This window comes from Zhongshania sp. (assembly GCF_041584495.1).
Lineage (GTDB): Bacteria > Pseudomonadota > Gammaproteobacteria > Pseudomonadales > Spongiibacteraceae > Spongiibacter.
Window position 1 is genome coordinate 17,171 of record NZ_JBFHDY010000023.1, and the last position, 19,321, is coordinate 36,491.

Annotated in this window: 15 protein-coding genes; 12 read left to right on the forward strand and 3 right to left on the reverse strand. The window is 50.9% G+C overall.

Features of this window, described 5'->3' with window-relative positions:
- Positions 1 to 179 precede the first annotated feature (179 nt).
- The 3 genes from ppa to nirB all read right to left on the reverse strand — a co-directional run bounded on the left by ppa (position 180) and on the right by nirB (position 3,807).
- Positions 180 to 707 carry an inorganic diphosphatase gene (ppa, locus tag ABYP33_RS06285; RefSeq protein ID WP_373089516.1) on the reverse strand — a complete coding sequence of 176 codons (528 nt, stop codon included), beginning with the start codon at positions 705 to 707 and terminating at the stop codon, positions 180 to 182.
- 156 nt (positions 708 to 863) lie between these two features.
- The gene (nirD, locus tag ABYP33_RS06290; RefSeq protein WP_373089518.1) at positions 864 to 1,187 is read right to left on the reverse strand and encodes a nitrite reductase small subunit NirD; all 324 of its coding nucleotides are present in this window, start codon (positions 1,185 to 1,187) and stop codon (positions 864 to 866) included.
- Positions 1,188 to 1,254: 67 nt separating this feature from the next.
- A complete protein-coding gene (gene nirB, locus ABYP33_RS06295) occupies positions 1,255 to 3,807 on the reverse strand; it encodes a nitrite reductase large subunit NirB (RefSeq protein ID WP_373089521.1) in 2,553 nt (850 codons plus the stop codon).
- A gap of 414 nt (positions 3,808 to 4,221) precedes the next feature.
- On the opposite strand from nirB, the gene ABYP33_RS06300 reads away from it, so the two are divergent.
- The 12 genes from ABYP33_RS06300 to mpl all read left to right on the forward strand — a co-directional run.
- The gene (locus tag ABYP33_RS06300) at positions 4,222 to 5,694 is read left to right on the forward strand and encodes a NarK family nitrate/nitrite MFS transporter (protein WP_373089523.1); all 1,473 of its coding nucleotides are present in this window, start codon (positions 4,222 to 4,224) and stop codon (positions 5,692 to 5,694) included.
- A 51-nt stretch (positions 5,695 to 5,745) separates the two neighbouring features.
- A complete protein-coding gene (locus tag ABYP33_RS06305) occupies positions 5,746 to 7,464 on the forward strand; it encodes a protein kinase (protein WP_373089525.1) in 1,719 nt (572 codons plus the stop codon).
- Between the two features lie 360 nt (positions 7,465 to 7,824).
- Positions 7,825 to 9,687, forward strand: coding sequence for a hypothetical protein (locus tag ABYP33_RS06310; protein ID WP_373089527.1), 1,863 nt, complete (start codon positions 7,825 to 7,827; stop codon positions 9,685 to 9,687).
- On the forward strand, positions 9,684 to 12,560 hold the full coding sequence (locus tag ABYP33_RS06315) for a tol-pal system YbgF family protein (protein WP_373089529.1): 2,877 nt from the start codon (positions 9,684 to 9,686) through the stop codon (positions 12,558 to 12,560). Before ABYP33_RS06310 ends, ABYP33_RS06315 begins: the two co-directional genes overlap by 4 nt.
- Complete coding sequence (locus tag ABYP33_RS06320; RefSeq protein ID WP_373089531.1) at positions 12,544 to 13,146, forward strand: tetratricopeptide repeat protein; 603 nt, start codon at positions 12,544 to 12,546, stop codon at positions 13,144 to 13,146. The genes ABYP33_RS06315 and ABYP33_RS06320 overlap by 17 nt, the downstream gene beginning before the upstream one ends.
- Before the next feature lie 5 nt (positions 13,147 to 13,151).
- Positions 13,152 to 13,427, forward strand: coding sequence for a hypothetical protein (locus ABYP33_RS06325; RefSeq protein WP_373089534.1), 276 nt, complete (start codon positions 13,152 to 13,154; stop codon positions 13,425 to 13,427).
- Between the two features lie 51 nt (positions 13,428 to 13,478).
- The gene (locus ABYP33_RS06330) at positions 13,479 to 14,123 is read left to right on the forward strand and encodes a MotA/TolQ/ExbB proton channel family protein (protein WP_373089537.1); all 645 of its coding nucleotides are present in this window, start codon (positions 13,479 to 13,481) and stop codon (positions 14,121 to 14,123) included.
- A gap of 9 nt (positions 14,124 to 14,132) precedes the next feature.
- A complete protein-coding gene (locus ABYP33_RS06335) occupies positions 14,133 to 14,720 on the forward strand; it encodes an ExbD/TolR family protein (RefSeq protein ID WP_373089540.1) in 588 nt (195 codons plus the stop codon).
- Positions 14,717 to 15,238, forward strand: coding sequence for an ExbD/TolR family protein (locus ABYP33_RS06340; RefSeq protein WP_373089543.1), 522 nt, complete (start codon positions 14,717 to 14,719; stop codon positions 15,236 to 15,238). Before ABYP33_RS06335 ends, ABYP33_RS06340 begins: the two co-directional genes overlap by 4 nt.
- Positions 15,235 to 16,275: a TonB family protein gene (locus ABYP33_RS06345; protein ID WP_373089546.1), complete on the forward strand. Its 1,041-nt coding sequence runs from the start codon at positions 15,235 to 15,237 to the stop codon at positions 16,273 to 16,275. The genes ABYP33_RS06340 and ABYP33_RS06345 overlap by 4 nt, the downstream gene beginning before the upstream one ends.
- Before the next feature lie 664 nt (positions 16,276 to 16,939).
- Positions 16,940 to 18,193 carry an alginate export family protein gene (locus ABYP33_RS06350; protein ID WP_373089548.1) on the forward strand — a complete coding sequence of 418 codons (1,254 nt, stop codon included), beginning with the start codon at positions 16,940 to 16,942 and terminating at the stop codon, positions 18,191 to 18,193.
- Positions 18,194 to 18,293: 100 nt separating this feature from the next.
- Positions 18,294 to 19,321 (forward strand): UDP-N-acetylmuramate:L-alanyl-gamma-D-glutamyl-meso-diaminopimelate ligase (gene mpl / locus ABYP33_RS06355; RefSeq protein ID WP_373089551.1); only part of this gene is annotated, 1,028 nt, incomplete at its 3' end.

The following is a 19,321-nucleotide window of genomic DNA, read 5'->3' on the forward strand; positions in this document are numbered from 1 at the left end:
ATGGTTTTGTATTAAATAGTGCGTGCGCACAAAAATGGGGCTATATGAGCCCTTTTTTGTCTGGGACTCTAGGGTGCCTGGCAAAAAAAAGGGTGTAAAACGGAGGGCTTTCTTTCTCTGAATAAAATTAGTTTTGACGGGGAGGGTTCGCGGGGCCTTGAGAGGCCCCGCAGCAAGACTTAGCCTTTGTAGGCTGCAGCTGCTTTCATTACTTCAGCGCGTGCTTCTTCACTGCCCGCCCATCCGTCAATTTTTACCCACTTGCCTTTCTCGAGATCTTTGTAGTTTTCAAAGAAATGCTCAATTTGCTGGATTAGCAACGGGGGAAGGTCTGAAGGCTCTTTCACATCTGTGTAGAGAGCTGAAAGTTTGTCGTGGGGTACGGCTAATAGCTTGGCGTCTTTACCCGCTTCGTCGCTCATATTGAGGATGCCGATAGGACGGGCGCGAATTACTGAGCCGGGTACCACTGGGTATGGGGTAACGACCAATACATCCAGTGCGTCGCCGTCTTCTGACAGAGTGTTGGGGATGTAGCCATAGTTCGCTGGGTAAAACATTGGCGTGGCCATGAAACGGTCTACCATCAACGCGTCGTAATCTTTGTCGATTTCGTATTTGATTGGGCTGCTATTGGCAGGAATTTCAATGGCAACGAAGATGTCGTTAGGCAGGTCTTTACCGGCTGGAATTTGCGTGTAGCTCATGACGGGCTTCCATATTGGGTTGTGGGTTGAAATCTGGGCCGATTATAAACTGTGTGAGGCTTTATTACCAAAGGTCGAAAAAGGTCGGCTACTACCAGGGTAGTAACCGACGAGGGGGGAGACTAAAAGGGATCGTTAAATCCGCTGTGGTGCGGTTTAGCAATTAACCTGGACTTGCACCAGTTCACCTTCGGTGCGAACTTGGTAGCAAGGAATGGATACGGTTTCGTCTTCTAAGCAGTTGCCTACTTCAAGGCTAAAGTGCTGCTTGTAAATGGGCGATGCAACGACCAGTGTGCCCTTTACGCTGCCAACAATACCACGCGACAGAACATTGGCCTGGCTGAAGGGGTCTTTGTTGGCCAGCGCGTAGACTTTGTCGTCTACCCGAAAAATAGCAACTTGGGTTTCGTCTATTAATGCGGCGACGCCGGCATTGGGGAGTATGTCGTCAAGGCGGCAAACGGTAGTCCAAGACATAGTGTATTCCTCTTGTAAGCAGTTTGATTCACCGCGATTTGAGTGCGGTGAATTGTTCAAGTATGGTTTAGGTGACCGCAATCAGGTCGTCTGCATTCGTCATTTTTTCAGCGTCGGTGGCGGGACGAATCTGGCCGCGCTCTTGAATGAAAACTATTTCTTTGTCAGTTTTGTCGGCATTCACAAAGCTGCGGAATTGCTTCACTTTCTCGGGGTTTTCAACAGTGGTTTTCCACTCGCACTGATAGGTGTCAACAATGTTCGCCATTTCTGCTTCAAGTTCGGCGCAGATACCTAGGGAGTCGTCGATAACCACTTTGCGAAGGTAGTCAAGCCCGCCTTCGAGGTTTTCCATCCACACTGAAGTGCGCTGCAGGCGGTCAGCGGTGCGCACATAGAACATCAAGAAACGGTCTATGTATTTAACCATTGTGTCGGTGTCGATGTCTGAGGCGAACAAGTCGGCGTGACGTGGCTTCATGCCACCATTACCACAAAGGTAAAGATTCCAGCCTTTTTCTGTGGCGATAACGCCAACATCTTTGCTTTGAGCCTCGGCGCATTCGCGAGTACAGCCAGAAACCGCCATTTTGAGTTTGTGTGGTGAGCGCAGGCCTTTGTAGCGATTTTCTAAATCAATGGCCTTGCCAACACTGTCTTGCACACCGTAGCGGCACCACGTAGAGCCTACACAGGACTTTACGGTGCGCAATGACTTGCCGTAGGCGTGGCCAGACTCAAAGCCCGCGGCGATCAATTCTGTCCAAATTTTGGGTAACTGATCGAGGGTGGCGCCAAATAGGTCGACGCGCTGGCCACCGGTGATCTTGGTATAAAGATTATATTTTTTGGCCACTTGGCCAACGGCAATTAAGCCATCCGGGGTGACTTCGCCACCCGCCATACGGGGTACCACAGAGTAGGTACCGTTCTTTTGCATATTTGCTAAATAGCGGTCATTGGTGTCTTGGAGGCCGGCAAGTTTGGGCTCGAGGATATAGTCATTCCAGCACGACGCCATGATCGACGCGGCGGTAGGTTTGCAAATTTCGCAGCCGTGGCCGCTGCCGTGTTTTTCCAGGAGCTCGTCAAAAGATTTAATTTGGCCGACTTTAACGAGGTGGAAAATCTCTTGGCGGGTGTAGGGAAAATGTTCGCAGAGGTCGGTGTTCACCTCAACGCCCATTTTGGTTAGTTCGGCGTTTAATACCTGACCAACAAGCGCGGTACAACCGCCGCAGGTGGTGGCTGCCTTGGTGCAGGCTTTGAGATCGCCTACGGTCATTGCGCCAGCTTGAACGGCTGCACATAAATCACCTTTGCTCACGTTGTTGCAGGAGCAGATTTGGGCCACATCAGGAAGCGCGTCAACCCCTAAACCAACCCCAGCGCTGCCGTCCAAACTAGGCAGAATCATACTTTCTGGTTGCTCGGGTAGGGTGATTTTGTTCAGGGCGAATTGGAGTAGGGTGCCGTAGTCGTTCGCGTCGCCAATCAGTACCGAGCCCAGCAAATGCTGGCCGTCACTGCTCACCACAATTTTTTTATAGACTTCGGCTTTCTCGTCGATAAAGGTATAGCACTTGGCGTCTGGGGTGCTGGCATGAGCGTCGCCAATGGAGGCGACATCAACCCCCATTAACTTGAGCTTGGTGCTCATGTCGGCGCCAGTGAAGGCCTTTTCTTCGATTCCGCCTAGTACATGGTCGGCGGCAACTCTGGCCATATCCCAGCCCGGTGCAATCAACCCGTAGATGCGGCCGCCCCATAAGGCACATTCGCCAATTGCGTAAATTGCAGGGTCTGACGTGAGGCAGGCATTGTCGATGACGATGCCGCCGCGCTCACCAACCGCCAGTTCGCACTGTCTCGCTAATGTATCTTGGGGCCGGATACCTGCCGAGAAAACTAATATATCGGTCTCAAGTTCTGCGCCGTCGGCAAATTGCAATTTGTGAACGCAATCCTTGCCGTCAACGATTTGCTGGGTGTTCTTTTGGGTGTGGACGGATACGCCGAGGTCTTCAATTTTACGGCGTAACAATGCGCCGCCGCCTTCGTCAACCTGAACCGCCATGAGGCGAGGAGCAAATTCGATAACATGGGTTTTGAGGCCCAAGTCCATAATGGCCTTGGCCGCTTCTAAGCCAAGTAAGCCGCCGCCCACCACTGCGCCAACTTTGGCATTGGCGGCGGCGGCGGTGATGGCTTCTAGATCTTCTATAGTGCGGTAAACAAAGCAGTTTTTGCGATCGTGGCCAGGTACGGGTGGCACAAAGGGGAAGGAGCCGGTGGCCAAGATTAATTTGTCGTAGCCGTATTGTTCGCCTTTGTCGGTACTGACTGTTTGCGCCGCGCGGTCTATGGCAATGACTTTCTCGTGAGTCAGTGCGGTGATGTTGTTGTCGCTGTAAAAGCCTTCTTTGACCATATTCAGCGAGGCGGCCTCGCGGGTTTCAAACCACGCGGTTAGGTGAACGCGGTCATACGCTGGGCGCGGCTCTTCACCAATAACCGTGATGTCGAATTGCCCGCCTTGGCCGCTTTCAATAATGGATTCAATAAATTGGTGGCCAACTGGGCCGTTACCAATGATGAGCAGGCGTTGTTTGTCAGTCATGGTTACTTCCTTTAATACTGTGTGCGATGGCTAGCGTGGGCGGCCGGTGCTGCTAATGGATATTGCATAAAGAAAAGCAACATTTGTGCCATGGTTTTGATTTTTCATTAAATCACTGATTTTAAAAGAATATATTACTATTTCGCACTTTTATAGGACGGGCTTGGTGTGCTTGTTAAGTTGGTTGGGGGATTTACTGGGGCGTTGAGTGCGATTTTGGTGCACTGCTGCGCGTATCAGTTTAATCGTTATGTGCGCCAAAATAATGCAGTGTCGGCTGGCGGTCATCGGGAAATAAAAATTAAACCTTTGTAAACAGTATCTTAGCTATTTATCCCGAAAGTCGTCTGCAAGTTTGGCACAGGCCTTGCTGTTCAGGAGCAATACTTTCAAATGGCCATAACGGAGCTGTTAATGTCTTCCTCGACCTTAAATGTGCTTGATTTCAAGCAAGAAAAAATTCGATTGCTTCATCTCAGTTGGTTTGCGTTTTTCCTCAGCTTTGTTGTGTGGTTTAACTTTGCGCCGATGCTGTCGTCAATTAAAGAGGCGTTCGACCTGACTAATCAACAGGTTAAAGCGCTAATGATATTGAACGTGGCCTTAACTATTCCGGCTCGGGTGGTGGTTGGCATGTTAGTGGATCGCTTTGGCCCACGAATAGTGTACAGCGCGCTATTGGTGACCGGCGGTATGGTCTGTGTGGCCTTTGCGTTTGCAAATAGTTATGAAGCGATTGCCCTATTACGATTTTTGATGGGCTTTATTGGTGCCGGTTTTGTTATTGGTATTCGTTTGGTGGGAGAGTGGTTCCCGGCTCGTCAGGTAGGATTAGCTGAAGGTGTGTACGGTGGCTGGGGCAATTTTGGTTCGGCAGCTGCAGCGATGGCACTACCTACATTGGCACTGTATTTTGGTGGTCCAGACGGCTGGCGTTACGCCATTGCCTCAACGGGCGTGATCGCGTCTATTTACGGTGTGTTCTTTTATTGGCGCGCACGCAACACGCCCAAGGGCTCTACCTACTTTAAACCTAAAAAGTCCGGTGGCTTAGTTGTTAGCAATAAACGTGATCTGATTTTTTACATTATTATGTGTGTGCCCATGTATTTGGCACTGGCCACCTTAACGTGGAAATTATCGCCGGCGAATTTGGGCTTATTAAATGAAGCGGCATCAATAGCGTTGTATATGGTGTTAGTGGTTCTGTTTGTTGTGCAAATTAGTCAAATATTACGGGTGAATCATGATGTGCTGAACAATATCCCTATTCCGGAAATGCAGCAGTACAAGTTTAAGCAGGTCGCTATTTTAAACGTGGCTTACTTTGTAACCTTTGGTTCGGAGTTGGCGGTAGTGTCAATGTTGCCATTGTTCTTTATGGAAACCTTTGAATTGAGTGCGGTAATGGCGGGTATGTTGGCCTCGGGGTTCGCTTTTATGAATTTGGTGGCGCGCCCCAGTGGTGGTTACTTGTCTGATAAATTCGGGCGTCGCAAATCCCTGTCTATTTTGATTTGTGGTCTGGCTGTTGGCTACATGGTGTTGAGCAATATCGATTCGAGCTGGACAATCTGGATTGCGGTGCTTGCAACTATGTGTTGTTCCTTCTTTGTTCAAGCTGGTGAGGGTGCCGTTTTTGCAATCGTACCTTTAGTGAAACGGAGCATGACCGGTCAGATTGCCGGTATGACCGGTGCCTATGGCAATGTTGGCGCGGTCATATTTTTAACGGTATTGTCATTTGTCAGTGCTTCCGACTTCTTCCTTGTTATTGCTGCGTGCGCAGGTGCGATCTTTGTTGCCGTGCAATTTATGGAAGAGCCGCAAGGTCATACCGCTGAGGTGAATGACGACGGCAGTGTCGCGCTGATCGAAGTAAGCTAAAGTACTAAGGTTGTTCAGAACTTATTCTGTGATTCACCTTGGGACGTTGTAATGCACTTTGAAAGCGGTTTGAAATTGGCCATTGCCCAGCGCAGCAGCGCTGGGCAAAAATCCGTTAATGAAGACAGCTTAGGGATTTGCGTTCCCAATGATGAGCAGCTGACGACCAAGGGTGCCGTTGCGGTTATTGCCGATGGTGTGTCGGCAGCCGAGGCTGGCAAAGAAGCCGCAGAGACCTGTGTTACCGGTTTTTTGAGCGACTATTTTTCGACGCCGGACTCTTGGTCAGTTAAGCGTTCCGCTCAGCAGGTGTTAAATGCCTTAAATCGCTGGCTGTATGGTCAGGGTCAAAATTATTTGCAGGCTGAAAAGGGCTGTGTGTCAACATTAAGTATTGCCGTTTTTAAGTCGCAAACTGCACATTTATTCCATGTTGGCGACAGCCGCATTTATCGATTGCGCGATGGCTGTCTCGAGCTGTTAACGCGTGACCACGCCATGCCCATCAGCAGGGGAAAATCCTATTTAACGCGCGCCATGGGCTTGGACATTAACTTGGATGTGGACTACCGCGCGGCTGATGTGGCCTTGGCTGATATATTTCTATTGAGCACTGATGGTATTCACGATTTTTTAAATAGTAGCCGTATGCAGGCCATTATTAGTGATGCGGGAGATGATCTCGATCAGGCTTGCCAGCGAATGATCGGCGACGCCTTAGCTGCGGGCAGTGACGATAATCTAAGCTGTCAGTTATTGAGAATTGACGCCTTGCCACTGGAAGACGCGGGCGATGTTTATCGAAAATTGACCGCCTTGCCGTTTCCCCCGCCGCTGTCTGCGGGGATGGTGGTGGATGGTTTGGTTATTGAAGATGAGATTCATGCCAGTCCTCGCAGTCAACTATACAAAGTATACGATGCCACGGCGGATCGGCATTACGCGATGAAAACACCATCGACAAACTTTAATGACGACCCAGCCTACATCGAGCGCTTTATTTTGGAGAGCTGGGTGGGGCGGCGTATTCAGAGTGAATACGTCATCGATGTCATCGATCCGCCGCGGCTGCCGACGTGCTTGTACTATTTGTCGGCATTCGAGCCGGGGAAAACCCTTGGCCAGTGGATGACTGAGCATCCGCAGTCATCGACGCAGCAAATGTTGGATATTATTTTACCTGTAGCTAAGGGGCTGCAGGCGATGCATCGCCGCGACACAATTCATCAGGATGTTAAGCCCGATAATATTTTGATAGGAGATAATGCCCAGGTAAAAATTATCGACTTTGGCTCGTGCTATGTTGCCGGTTTAGCCGAAATTGCGGTGCCAATAGCTCGCGACCGGGTGCTGGGAACAGCGCAGTACTCGGCGCCGGAACATGTGTTGGGACGACGGCCTAGCACTAGGGCCGATCAATTTTCGTTAGCTGCTATTGTGTTTGAAATGCTTACGGCGCATAAGCCTTATCAAGGTCGTTTGGAAAATTGCACGACAACTGCCGCGTTTACGCGTCTTGAATATATTTCGGCAAGTCATTACAACCCCCATGTGCCGCTTTGGTTAGACGCTGCCCTCGGCCGTGCATTGAGTATTAGCCCAGAGCTTCGCTATAACGATATTTCTGAGTTTGTTCACGACCTTCAGTTTCCTAATCCGGTGTATAGCAAGGATAATTTCCAGCCATTGCTAAGCCGTAATCCCTTGATGGTTTGGCAGGGAATATCTTTGGTGTTACTCGTTTGCCTGATCTGGAGTTTGGGTCATTAGTGGCGGCACTGGCACATCATAATTCTATGTTCTTTATTTTTGGTCATATGTGGTGCAATGCACACTGAAACGCCTGTTTTTCTGTGTGTAAAAGTGGTGCATTGAAATCACAAAAGCGGTCTGTCGCATTTTTTTGTCGTATAGCAAACATCCCTGTTGCCCTTGATTTTTGTGCCCGTGTACATAGAACCGCCGCCTATTTCACAGAAAACCTTAGCTTATACGTCAGTGGACAAAGAATGTCATGCCGTTGGCGCGGCTTTTGCTATCACTAAATTGAATACGTTGGTGAACAAGAGAGTGCAGTACTTTAGGTTCTGCACGGTTCGGTAAAGAACTGGAAATACGTCGGTGTGCTTTGTGAAAATTCCATTGTTTGGTGTTATTAAACGCGCGCTTTACAGTGTTTTGCTCCTGCTTTCGGCAGTGGTGAATGCAAGTGACGGCGCCAGTTTAAAGGTGGAGGCATTAACTGTATTGAGTGATTTAAAATTGGCTAAAGCGCGATCGCCAAGTCGAATGCCCGCCATCGCGCTCTATATCGCCAATAGTGATAAACGCTTTGCTATTCAGTCGGTAAGAGTGAGTGTTAACGGCCGCGAAACGGCGCGTTACAGCTACAGTGAGCTAGAAGCCCAAACCTTGCTCGACGGGGGCTTACATTTTTTAAGCAAATCGGCGTTACCCAAAGAAAATAATACGATAAGTGTTAAATTTGCAGTGGTAGATGTGGAGGCCGGTCCCCACGCGGAGCGCTTATACCCGCGCTTCGAGAAAGTCATTTCGGTTGCGGAAAATACCCAGTGGGAATTAGAGCTGATTCGCAGCGGCTGGTTGAAATGGCAAGATAAGGTCGCGATTCAAGTGCATGATCGTGGCCCCGAAGATAGGGTGAGTATTGGCGATAGTCATCCTCGTTTCAGATCAATGTACTTCAATGCCAAGCGCCATTTTTCCTTCGACGCTCTTGCTGATGCAATGGTGATGATTAAAAGTGGTGTCAGCGCGGTGCAATTTCCTGAACAAGTAAAGCTTGCCTTAAGTCGCAGTGCTCGCGACTTGGGCTTAACGGAAGTCCCGGCGAGCTTACAGGGCCTTGTCGAGTTTGATCGGCTACGTGACGAATCCAAGCTCGGCAGTATGTTTAGTCATTTTAATACCGGCGCCGCTCTTATTCAGCAAGGAAAATATGTCGAAGGTGTCGCCCTGCTCGCCGCGCTGAGCGAAGGGGAATTGCTTTCGCCGGATGAGTTACTCCTTCGCGATAAAGTCAATCTGGCGCTGGGTTATCATTTTTTAAAACAGGGTGACAGCGAGCAATCGGTAAACTATTTCAGTCAAGTGCGGCGCTTGAGTCCCTATGCTAATAAGGGGCTGGTAGGTCTTGGCTGGGCGTTGCTGAGCCCGCGTCAGAACCAGACGGCACCATTGGTCGTAAGCGATGACCATTCCGCGCAGGCATTAGCGACAGCCACACCTTATTTATGGTCAGGTTCAAAGGATGAAATTGCATGGGCACGGCGACATACACCGTTTCGACGAGCATGGGCGATTGCGTCTGGCGGTAAGGAAGAAGATCTGCAGGCGGCGATGGTGCCGTGGATGGAGCTGGTAAATCGCGACCCACTAGATCCGGCAGTACAGGAAGGTTTGTTGATCTTGCCCTACGTGATGTCACATTGGGCGGGTCAGGCACAACGCGCTGAACGCTATTACGTCGCTGCAAGCGATCGTTTGCAAGCGGCATTGCAAGGCTTGCGTGACGCAAGTGCCGATATTCAACGTGGCGGCTTGCGCGCTGCGATTGACCTTGCTGACCAGCGCGGCCGTAGCGGCTGGGATATTTGGCTGTCGGCGCTATACAACGATAAGGATGCTTACCTCGACCTGTTGATTGATAGCCCTAAGTTTCACGAGGCACTGAGTGAATATCGTCAATTAGTACGCATTCGCGATTTACTTAGCGCAGACCAGTCGGGCGCGCTCGTTGCCGTTGATGGCGGAGAGCTTGACGCAAAACTCACGGCGTTGTTGCCACGTTTGACGGCAAGTATTGCAATGCGGGCGGCGACCTTAGACCGGGAGGCGTTGGCTGAAATAGGTCGTCATCATCGGCGTACGGAAATGTATTTAGCTGAGGCCAACTTTGCTTTGGCAAGGAGCCATGAAAATACCCGGCGCAAGTTAAGCGGTGTGGTATGGGATGGGGAGATGATGCGATGACAGTGGTCGCAAGGTATCAATCAACACACCTAGGCCCGTCGGTTGTCGCGACGCTATTACTTGTTTGCACTTTGCTTAGCGCTTGTCAGCAGACCGTAAAGCCGGGTGGCGAATCGCAGACCATAGGCGGGATGTTGGAGCGGAATGGGCAGGGTCCTGATCGTTTGTTCATGGAAAAATTGCCCCCCAAGAAGATAGTCGATCTTGACGCCGAGAGTCAGCGCGTTGAGGCCGCGGCCTTAAATCATTACCAAGCCATATTAATACTAGATTCGGCGCCAGGTGTGCGGGCTGAGGCTATGCGTCGCTCTGCAGATTTACGTATTGAGGCGGCGGGGCAGGGGCTCGATATTAATGCGGAGGAGGTCGCGTTGGCCATCGGACTCTATCGCGATCTTCTGCTTGAATTTCCCGACTACCCAAATAAAGATCATGTGATATATCAGTTGGCACGAGCCTACGAATTGTCGGGGCGCGCGGAGCTTGCGATTGATACCTTGCGGGGCTTAGCGGAGGATTTTCCCCAGTCTTCTCGTGCAAATGACGCCTTATTTCGGTCCGCCGAAATGCTTTATTTGCGCAAACGCTATGCCGAGGCTGCTGCCCAGTACGGTAAATTAACCACACAAGATGCTGCCATGCCTTACTGGCAGATAGCGCAGTATAAATACGGATGGAGCCAGTATCAGCTTGGTCGTCCCGAGTTAGCCGTTGATGCTTTTACGGCGATTCTGATGCAATTGAAGCTTCGTCGGGAGGTGCGCAGCGTGGCGGAATTAACGGCGCGGGCCCCGGCGGCGAAGGCGGAATTGTTGAGTGACAGTTTGCGGGGGCTGTGTTTGGCGCTGGCCGCAAAGCCTGATGGGCATAATATTAACGCCTATTTTGCGTCTCTCCCCGACAAGCAATTTTCCCCTCTGGTATATCGCAGTCTCGGCGAACTCCTGCTAGGTAAACAACGTTACACCGATGCGGCGAGCGTATTTGACGATTTTGCGAGTGCTTACCCACAGCATGACTTAGCTATTAACTACAGCGAAAAAGCGATTTCGGCCTATAAACAAGGTGGATTTACCGCCTTAATGATTGCTGCGCAAGAGGCTTATATCAAGCGTTATGCGAGTGCCATAGTCGCGGCAGCCGGAGCAGATATAGCGCCAGTCAAGTTAGATTTAATTCGAAATTATATGGTTGACGTGTCGCGTTTTCGCCATGCCGAGGCGCAGCAGACGCCGGACAGCGAAGCTAGGTTACGCCACGCACGTTTTGTCGCGGTGGCGGCGGGCTACCGTGAAATGCTCGGCATGTTCCCTAATGACCCGGCATTTGCGACAACAAGCATGCGCTATGCTGATGCGCTATTTGACGCAGGCGAGCTTAATGCCGCCGCTCGGCAATACACCTTAGTAGCCTACGATATGCTACCGTATGACAAGGCTGGGGATGCGGCGTTGGCCGCGGTAAAAGCATATCGAGCATGGCTAGCAGTCGCACCAGCACAAGAGCGCGATACCGCTCAGCAAGCGGTAATTGCCGCCAGTGCACAATTGGCGAGCGTGTTTCCCCTGCACCCGGAACGCAGCCGCGTACTGCTGGCTAGCGCCGAGGACTTGTACGCGCTAAAGCGCTATGACGAAGTCCTTGCACTGTGTGTGCCACTGTTGGCAGGTGCGCCCTTGCCAACGTCGAGTTTGACGCAAAAGGCGCTAAGTGTGACGGCTGACACCTATTTCGCCCAAGATAATTATGCACAAGCTGAGATTTACTACAGCAAGCTATTGCCAATGCTCGACGCTGAGTCGGCGCTGCAAAAAATGGCGGCAGACCGCTTGTCGGTGTCGGTGTATCGTCGTGCGGAAGTGGCCAGAGATACCGGTGACAGTGTTTTGGCGGCAGATTTATTTATGCGCGCTGCGCAATTAAGTCCAACAGCGGAATTACGGGCCAATGCCAGTTTCGATGCGGCGGGCCAGCTTTATGCTAGTCAAAACTGGCATAAAGCTGGCAGAGTATTGCAGGATTTTCTGGGTGAGTTCCCGCGCCATGCTATGGCAGCGGAGGGCGAGAAGTTGCTTGCCGAAACCTATCAGAAATCGGGGCGGCCGGTACTTGCCGCCGGGGTTTACGCTCAGATTGCCAAGCGCGGTGACGAGGCGTTTGAAACTCGTCGTCAGGCCAGTGCACAGGCGGCAAGGCTTTATGATTCAGCGGGTCAGACGGAGGCAGCACGCACTGCGATCAGCAATTATATTACGCAATTTCCGATGCCACTGTTGGAGGCTCAACAGTTTCGTCAGCGTTTGGCGACGATGGCAACGGCCAATAGCGTCGAACATTTAAATTATTTGCGTGAAATTATCGCTGCGGATCAGGCTGCGGAGATGCCGCTTGCCGCATCGCAACTACTCGCCGCCGATGCCAGTTTGCAATTGGCGATGGTCGATGTAAAGCGTGCCAATAGTGTTGAGCTGAAGCTGCCTATCGCCAACAGCTTGCCTCGGCGTCAACGGGCTATGCAAACCGCCATCGACAGTTTGGCCCGCGCCGCGACCTACGGCTTTGCTGATATTACGACTATTGCCGGTCACGAATTGGGTGAGCTTTATCGTCACTTTGCGGTTGCCTTGATGACATCGGAAGCACCCCGTGAATTACACGGTGATGTCCTTGCGGAATACACCTTGCTTTTGGAAGAACAAGCCTACCCATTTGAAGAGAAAGCAATTAGCGCCTTTGAAACCAATCTGGCGCGGGTTCGCGAGGGCGTGTGGACCGCCGGTATGCGCAAGAGCCTTGTGGCCTTGGCCGAACTCGCCCCCGCTAAATATGGCAAGCAGCCTGAATTGGAGAATAGCTATGACTCGCTTAATTAGGATTTTTGCGGTGCTACTCATAATCGCTACGGTGGCTGCGTGCAGTGCTGGGCCGCCGCCAAGCAGATCGAGTCAGTCAGGTTCTAAATCCGCTTCGAGCGAATTCGATAATGCACTTGCGCTAATGAAAAGTGGTGATAGCGAAAGCGCCATACAAGCATTTTTAGCATTGAGTGAGCGTTATCCCCGCGCCACCGGGCCGCTGACAAATTTAGGGATACTCGCGGCGCGCCAGCAGCAACATGAGTTTGCGGCCAAGTACTTTTTGGCTGCGCTGCAGCGAGACGCGAAAAATGTCACCGCGTTAAATTGGATGGGTTTTGTTACCAGCAAAGGCGGAAATTTTAATGGTGCTTTAGATTGGTATAACAAGGCCTTGGCTGTTCGTGGTGATTACGCTCCGGCTCATTTAAACCTGGGCATTCTTTACGAAACGGTGTTTAAACGCGGTAGACAAGCACTTGAGCACTATCGCCGATATCAGGAGTTAACCGGCGGTGACAATATGCTGGTCAGTGCATGGATTCATAATTTGGAGTCCGCAAGCGATTATGTTGCGGCGAATGTGTCGCAGGTGAACAGATGAGGGGTATGCAAATTTTAACAGTGGCATTGGTGTTAGGCGCCGCGCTGCCAGCCGCTGCCGAGCAAGAGATGGGCGTGACGATTCGCGGTGACGATGAGGCGGCGGTGGGACTGTATTTAATGCCTTGGGGGGAGGAGCCGGTGAGTGATATCGATCGGCCGCCGCAGTTGATTGACGAGAGCCCCAAGCCCATTAACGTCGACGAATTTCAGCGTTACGCCGAATGGCAGCAGGCCCACCGCGCTTATCGCTACTGGCGTTTGCAGTCGAATAACTGGTAGCGCAGAAGCTATCTTCAGGCTCATTAGACATTACATTTTTGAGGAATAATTATGGAAGCCTTATCGACGTTCGTCGTGTTTTTTAACAATGGCGGTCATTTCATGTACCCAATTGCTCTGGTGCTTGCCTTTGCTGTTGCCATCAGTATTGAACGCTTTATCTTCTTGACTAAATCCCTCAGGGATAATCGGCGGTTTTGGGCAAAAGTGTGGCCCATGTTAAGTGCCGGCAAACTTGGCGAGGCGGAGAACTTGATTGGCAATTCAAAGCTGGCGGTCGCCCATATTTTGAATTGTGGTTTAGAGCAAGCTCGCATTGATAGTCGTCGCAGCGATGTGGAGATCGCCACCGAAGATGGTTTGATGGCATTGTTGCCCGCCATTGAGCGTCGTACCCATTACCTCGCGACGTTTGCAAATGCAGCCACCTTGCTGGGGCTGCTCGGCACGGTGCTGGGTTTGATTGGCGCCTTTGCTGCTCTGGGCAATGCCGATCCCGTGGAAAAAGCCAATTTGCTGTCGGCGGGTATTTCTGAGGCGATGAGCTGCACAGCATTTGGTTTGATGGTGGCGATTCCCTCGCTATTTGCCCACGCCTATTTGCAAAGTCAGGCCGGGGAGTTAGTCGATACCTTGGAGTCTGCTTGCTCGCGATTTGTCACCGCGCTTAGTCGCAGTAAATCACTGCAACACTGAGGGGTAATCATGAGCGCTATGTTTGGTATTGAGCCAGATTATGACGAGGGGCCGCGCAGCTCGCGGCGCTTACGTCGTCTAAAACGGCGCCTGCGTCAGCGAGCCGACGGCGAGCTGAATATTGTGTCGATGATTGATGTGTTTGCGGTGCTGGTATTTTTCCTCTTGGTTGGCTCATCGGTTTCTGCCAGTAAGCTACACGCGCTGAAATTGAGCTTGCCGTCGGTGTCGCCTTCGCCTCAGGTGAGCGAGATGCCTAGCCTCGATTTAGCCGTAAGTTTGTTTGAAGATTATTTGGAGATTTCAAATAGCGATGGCGTGCAAAAGAAATTGCCTAAGCGTGATTCCGGCTACGACACTGCAGGACTCGCGCAGGTACTCATGGACATAAAAAGTGCGCATCCCAGTGAAACAAAACTAAGCCTGTTGATTGCAGAAGACATTGCCTACGCCGACATTATTGCGGTAATGGATAGCGGTAGAGAGTACCCGGTAGGTACAGTTGGTGTGGATGGCAGTACAGCCTTGTTTCCAGTGATTTCAATGGGGGATGTTGCGTCGGGCGGTGCAAGTACTGAGTCGGGAGTGTCGCCATGAGCCGCCGCCAGGAGCGAAAGCTAAGTCGAAAAATTAAACTTGGTGGCCGTGACGTTGCGATTAATGTGGTCTCGTTAATTGATATCTTCGCCATCTTGGTTTTTTACTTATTGGTTAACGCCCTGGTGGTTGAGGTTATTCCGGAGTATCAGAATTTAATATTGCCCAGCTCCATTGCCACCGAAAAGGCCCAGCGCACGGTTACCGTCGCGGTGAGCGCCACAGATATCTTGCTCGATGAGCAGCCAATAATGAGTGTTGAGGCAGCGCTTCAGTCGGAGCAGCGCGTACTCGGCTTGCTAGCGGCGGCGCTGCGGCCATTAGCGCGTGCAGAGGGTGTTGCTGGCGCCACGGAGTTAGACGCAGCGCAGTCACCCGGTGCCGGTGACGTGAATATTGTTGCCGACCGAGACATACCGTATCGGCTGCTTAAAAAGATTTTAGCGACCTGCGTTGATGCGAATTTTGACCGAGTGTCGCTTGCCGTGCGGGAAATTACTCAGGGAGGCGGGGCATGAACACAGTGATCTCGGGGCCACTTTTATCGAGCCAAGGCCTGAATGGGCATTCCGTCTTGGGTGCCGATTACTGGGGAATTATGTTTGCCGCAGATCGGCATTTTAAGCGAATTCTCGGTCATGTTATTAGCCTGCTGTTGGTGTTTTTACTTGCCTTGCCCTTTTGGGTCGTTGAAGCCCCTGAGCTCACGTCGGTAAAGCCGACAGTGAATTATGCTTTAGAACTGCTGCCGGTACCCGCGCCAAAACCGTTAGCAAAACCGGTAGTTGCTAAGCCGCAGCCAAAGCCGACTACCGTCGTCCAAGCATTAAAACCAGAACCACTTGCGCCAGCGCCTGTTGTGGCGCCAGCAACCAAGACGGTGAATATGAAACAGCGCGAGCAGGATGCTGCGGCCGCAGCCGCGCGGCGGCAGGCGGCGGCAAAGGCAGCCGCAATGCAGGCGGGCGTTATGGCTTTTAGTCAGCAGTTAGCGCAGTTGCGCGACAACAGCGATAAGGTGCTTGTTGCCGAGCAAAACTTGCGCGACCGGGGCGCAGTCAGTAAGGAATCCGTCGACCTTAGCGCCAACCAGCTTTCCGCAAGTAAAAGTAGTGCTGGCCATGGTGACATTGGTCAGCGCAGCGTTAGCGGCCAGCAAGCTAGTACCGGCGTGGGCCAGCACAGTACAGAACAGCTGCTTGCGATTCCGTCGCGGTCGGCGACTACCAATAGTCGCGGTGGCGAGCTTGGTAATGTAAAACCGTCCCGGAGCTTGGAGGAAATTCAATTAGCGTTTGATCGCAGTAAAACGGCTTTCTATAGCATTTTTAATCGGGCCGCTCGCAAAGACACTAGCATTCGCGCTGGCACGGTGGTGGTTAGTCTTACCATACAGCCGGACGGTTCGGTGAGTGATTGTAAAATAGTGTCATCTAGCTTTTTTAATCCTGATTTAAAAGAAAAACTTTTGCAACGCGTGCGTATGTTGAAGTTTGAGGCTAAGGCGGTTCCGGCTTTTACCTACCCTAACTACCCTATAAGTTATATGCCGTGAAAAACGCTGCTACGGCTTGCAGTTTATCTCAGTGGTTTTGTTGATTAAAATAACAAATCTAGCTGATGTGGTCGGCATTTATTCTGTCTAGTGCGTCAAATTTTCGCTGTGCTGCTTAACGAGGCCGCTGTAAATGCCTACGTTTTAGTACTCAATATGTGCATATGCCGCTTGCCGATAATGTAAATGCCATTACTGCGTCTGTTGTTTAGCGCATTTGAGTTATGCGCGCTGCGTACATTTTAACGGCTGTTTTTTTCTGCGGGTGTGTGCGCTGATCTCGCTGGGCTATTCTTTACTCTCCTGTTTTCACTGTCGGGCTTTCTTTGCCGAGCACATCTGCGGTGTCGATTTGCTTCTTTATGGTGCTGCATAAAACTAGCGCAAATTTTTCCGTGACATGTATTGGTGCAGTCTGGCCTTATGTTGGAAGTGTTGCAGTAATATTTCAAATTTATTGTGTTCGTATTTGGGGCATGAAAAATATATTGGTAATGGGGCTTATTCGTAATTCTATGATTTTTAACTATTTTTAAATTAGTTTCTTCTGTTTTTTGGTTGTGGCTCGTTGTTTGCTAAATCTTGGTCATCGCAAATTGATTGGGACAAGTATTGTTTGCGGTGTGTATCTGCCTAACAAACATTTATCTTAATGAGACACATTATGTTGAAAAAGAAATCATTATCCTCGGCTGTTTCCCTCGGTTTATTCGCTGCAGCAGCGCAAACAACGTTTGCGGCAGAATCTATTACCGAAGCGCTTAGTCAGGGCGAGGCCCATTTGAATTTGCGTCTGCGTTACGAATCGGTTGCTGAGGATGTGGCTGCCGGTGGTAACAAAACCGGTGACGCGCTTACCCTAAAAACCCGCGTAAACTATAAAACTGATGGCTTTAAGGGCTTTAGTGGCTTTGTTGAGTTTGACGACGTGAGCAATTTTGCTGGTGATTCCAACGACAGCGTGAATGGCCATATTTCTGAATCGCTGATTGCCGATCCGGTAGGTAGTGAAGTGAACCAAGCCTTTATTAGCTATAGCAATTGGAATAGCGAATTTAAATATGGTCGTCAGCGCCTGACCTATGACAATCACCGTTTCGTTGGACACGTTGGCTGGCGTCAAAACGAGCAGACCTACGACGCGTTTACTGCAGCGAATAGCAGCATTGAAAATCTGAAACTTAATTACGCACACATTGCTAATGTAAACCGGATATTTGGCGAAGCCAGTGCGGTGGGCGACACCGAAATGGACTCTCATCTATTGAACGCCCGCTATACCCTGTCTGCCGGTACGGTGACCGGCTATGCCTATTTGCTTGAGACTGACGATAACTTTGCCGGTTTTAAGCGTGTGGATACCGATACTTACGGTATCCGCTGGCAGGGTGTGGCGGGTGATCTCGCTTATAATGTTGAGTACGCAAGCCAAGAAAGCGCGGGTAACAATCCGGCCGACTACAGCGCAGACTATATGTTGATTGAGGCTAGCTATAAACTCACGCCGCTGACCTTAGGTCTTGGCTATGAAGCGCTTGGTGCTGACAAAGATGGCTTTTTTATTACGCCGCTGGCAACCTTGTTTAAATTTCAGGGCTGGACGGACATGTTCCTCAATAAAGGCTTGGGTAATATCAGTGAGGGTATAAACGACACCTACCTTACCGTTGGTGGCGCGGCACTGGGTGTGAATTGGCTTTTGGCCTACCACAGCTTTGAGTCTGAGCAGAATAATGCCGCTGGTGATAGCGACCTAGGTTCTGAGCTTGGCGCTATGGTTGCCAAAAGCTGGGGGCCATACTCTGCGGAACTGCGCTATGCCAGCTACAGTGCCGGAGACAGCACGGCCTTTAACGGCGGTGGTCTGAGCTTAACGGACACCGAGAAAGTATGGCTGACCTTGAGCGCTAACTTCTAAACGTTAATGCCTAATCACGCAATGCGATGCGCTGGCGTAGAGCTGGCGCGATAGCAGTGATACCATGCCACGCAGACTTTTCTGTGTGGCGTTTTTATCTATGCACCTTCATATTTTGGGAATTTGCGGCACCTTTATGGGTGGCTTAGCCATTCTCGCCCGCGAGCTTGGCCACACCGTGACCGGCTCCGATGCCAATGTTTACCCGCCCATGAGTACCCAGCTGGAATCCCAAGGTATTACCTTGATGGAAGGCTATGAGGCGGCACATCTAACGCCCGAGCCAGACTTGGTGATTATTGGCAACGCCATGTCGCGGGGCAACCCGGCGGTCGAACACGTATTAAATCGCGGTATTCCCTACACCTCCGGCCCTCAATGGCTGAGTGACAATGTGCTGCAAAGTCGCTGGGTGCTGGCCTGCGCCGGTACCCACGGTAAAACCACCACCAGCAGTATGTTGGCCTGGGTGCTGGAAGATTGCGGCTTTCAGCCGGGATTCTTAATTGGTGGTGTTCCCGCCGATTTTGGTTTGTCGGCGCGCCTTGGTCAGACTGACTTCTTCGTGATTGAGGCCGATGAATACGATAGCGCCTTTTTTGATAAGCGCTCAAAATTCGTCCATTACCGTCCCTACACCGCTATTTTGAATAATTTAGAATTTGATCATGCCGACATTTTTCCTGACTTGGCGGCAATTCAGCGTCAGTTCCATCATTTGGTCCGCACCGTGCCCGCCATTGGCCGTATTGTTATGCCGGCAGATGAGAGTGCTTTGGATGATGTGCTGGATATGGGTTGCTGGAGTGAAGTGGAGCGAGTTAGCAGTGAGAAGGGGGCGACAGCAGACTGGCAGGCCAAGGTGCTCAGCGATGATTTTTCTCAGTTCGACGTACTTTATAAAAACCTAGTCCAAGGGCGAGTGAGCTGGGCGCACACCGGCGCTCACAATGTCAATAATGCACTGGTGACATTGGCGGCAGCTCACCATATTGGTGTTCAGCCCAAAGATGGTATTGATGCTTTATGCCAGTTTCAGGGTGTTAAGCGGCGTATGGAGTTACTTGCCACAGTGGCGGGAATTACCGTGTACGATGATTTCGCTCACCACCCCACGGCGATTGCGAC

Bases quoted from the DNA above. Each gene is read 5' to 3' on its own strand.
- ppa (WP_373089516.1), bottom strand. From the start codon at position 707: ATGAGCTACACGCAAATTCCAGCCGGTAAAGACCTGCCTAACGACATC.
- nirD (WP_373089518.1), bottom strand. From the start codon at position 1,187: ATGTCTTGGACTACCGTTTGCCGCCTTGACGACATACTCCCCAATGCC.
- nirB (WP_373089521.1), bottom strand. From the start codon at position 3,807: ATGACTGACAAACAACGCCTGCTCATCATTGGTAACGGCCCAGTTGGC.
- ABYP33_RS06300 (WP_373089523.1), top strand. From the start codon at position 4,222: ATGTCTTCCTCGACCTTAAATGTGCTTGATTTCAAGCAAGAAAAAATT.
- ABYP33_RS06305 (WP_373089525.1), top strand. From the start codon at position 5,746: ATGCACTTTGAAAGCGGTTTGAAATTGGCCATTGCCCAGCGCAGCAGC.
- ABYP33_RS06315 (WP_373089529.1), top strand. From the start codon at position 9,684: ATGACAGTGGTCGCAAGGTATCAATCAACACACCTAGGCCCGTCGGTT.
- ABYP33_RS06320 (WP_373089531.1), top strand. From the start codon at position 12,544: ATGACTCGCTTAATTAGGATTTTTGCGGTGCTACTCATAATCGCTACG.
- ABYP33_RS06325 (WP_373089534.1), top strand. From the start codon at position 13,152: ATGCAAATTTTAACAGTGGCATTGGTGTTAGGCGCCGCGCTGCCAGCC.
- ABYP33_RS06330 (WP_373089537.1), top strand. From the start codon at position 13,479: ATGGAAGCCTTATCGACGTTCGTCGTGTTTTTTAACAATGGCGGTCAT.
- ABYP33_RS06335 (WP_373089540.1), top strand. From the start codon at position 14,133: ATGAGCGCTATGTTTGGTATTGAGCCAGATTATGACGAGGGGCCGCGC.
- ABYP33_RS06340 (WP_373089543.1), top strand. From the start codon at position 14,717: ATGAGCCGCCGCCAGGAGCGAAAGCTAAGTCGAAAAATTAAACTTGGT.
- ABYP33_RS06345 (WP_373089546.1), top strand. From the start codon at position 15,235: ATGAACACAGTGATCTCGGGGCCACTTTTATCGAGCCAAGGCCTGAAT.
- ABYP33_RS06350 (WP_373089548.1), top strand. From the start codon at position 16,940: ATGTTGAAAAAGAAATCATTATCCTCGGCTGTTTCCCTCGGTTTATTC.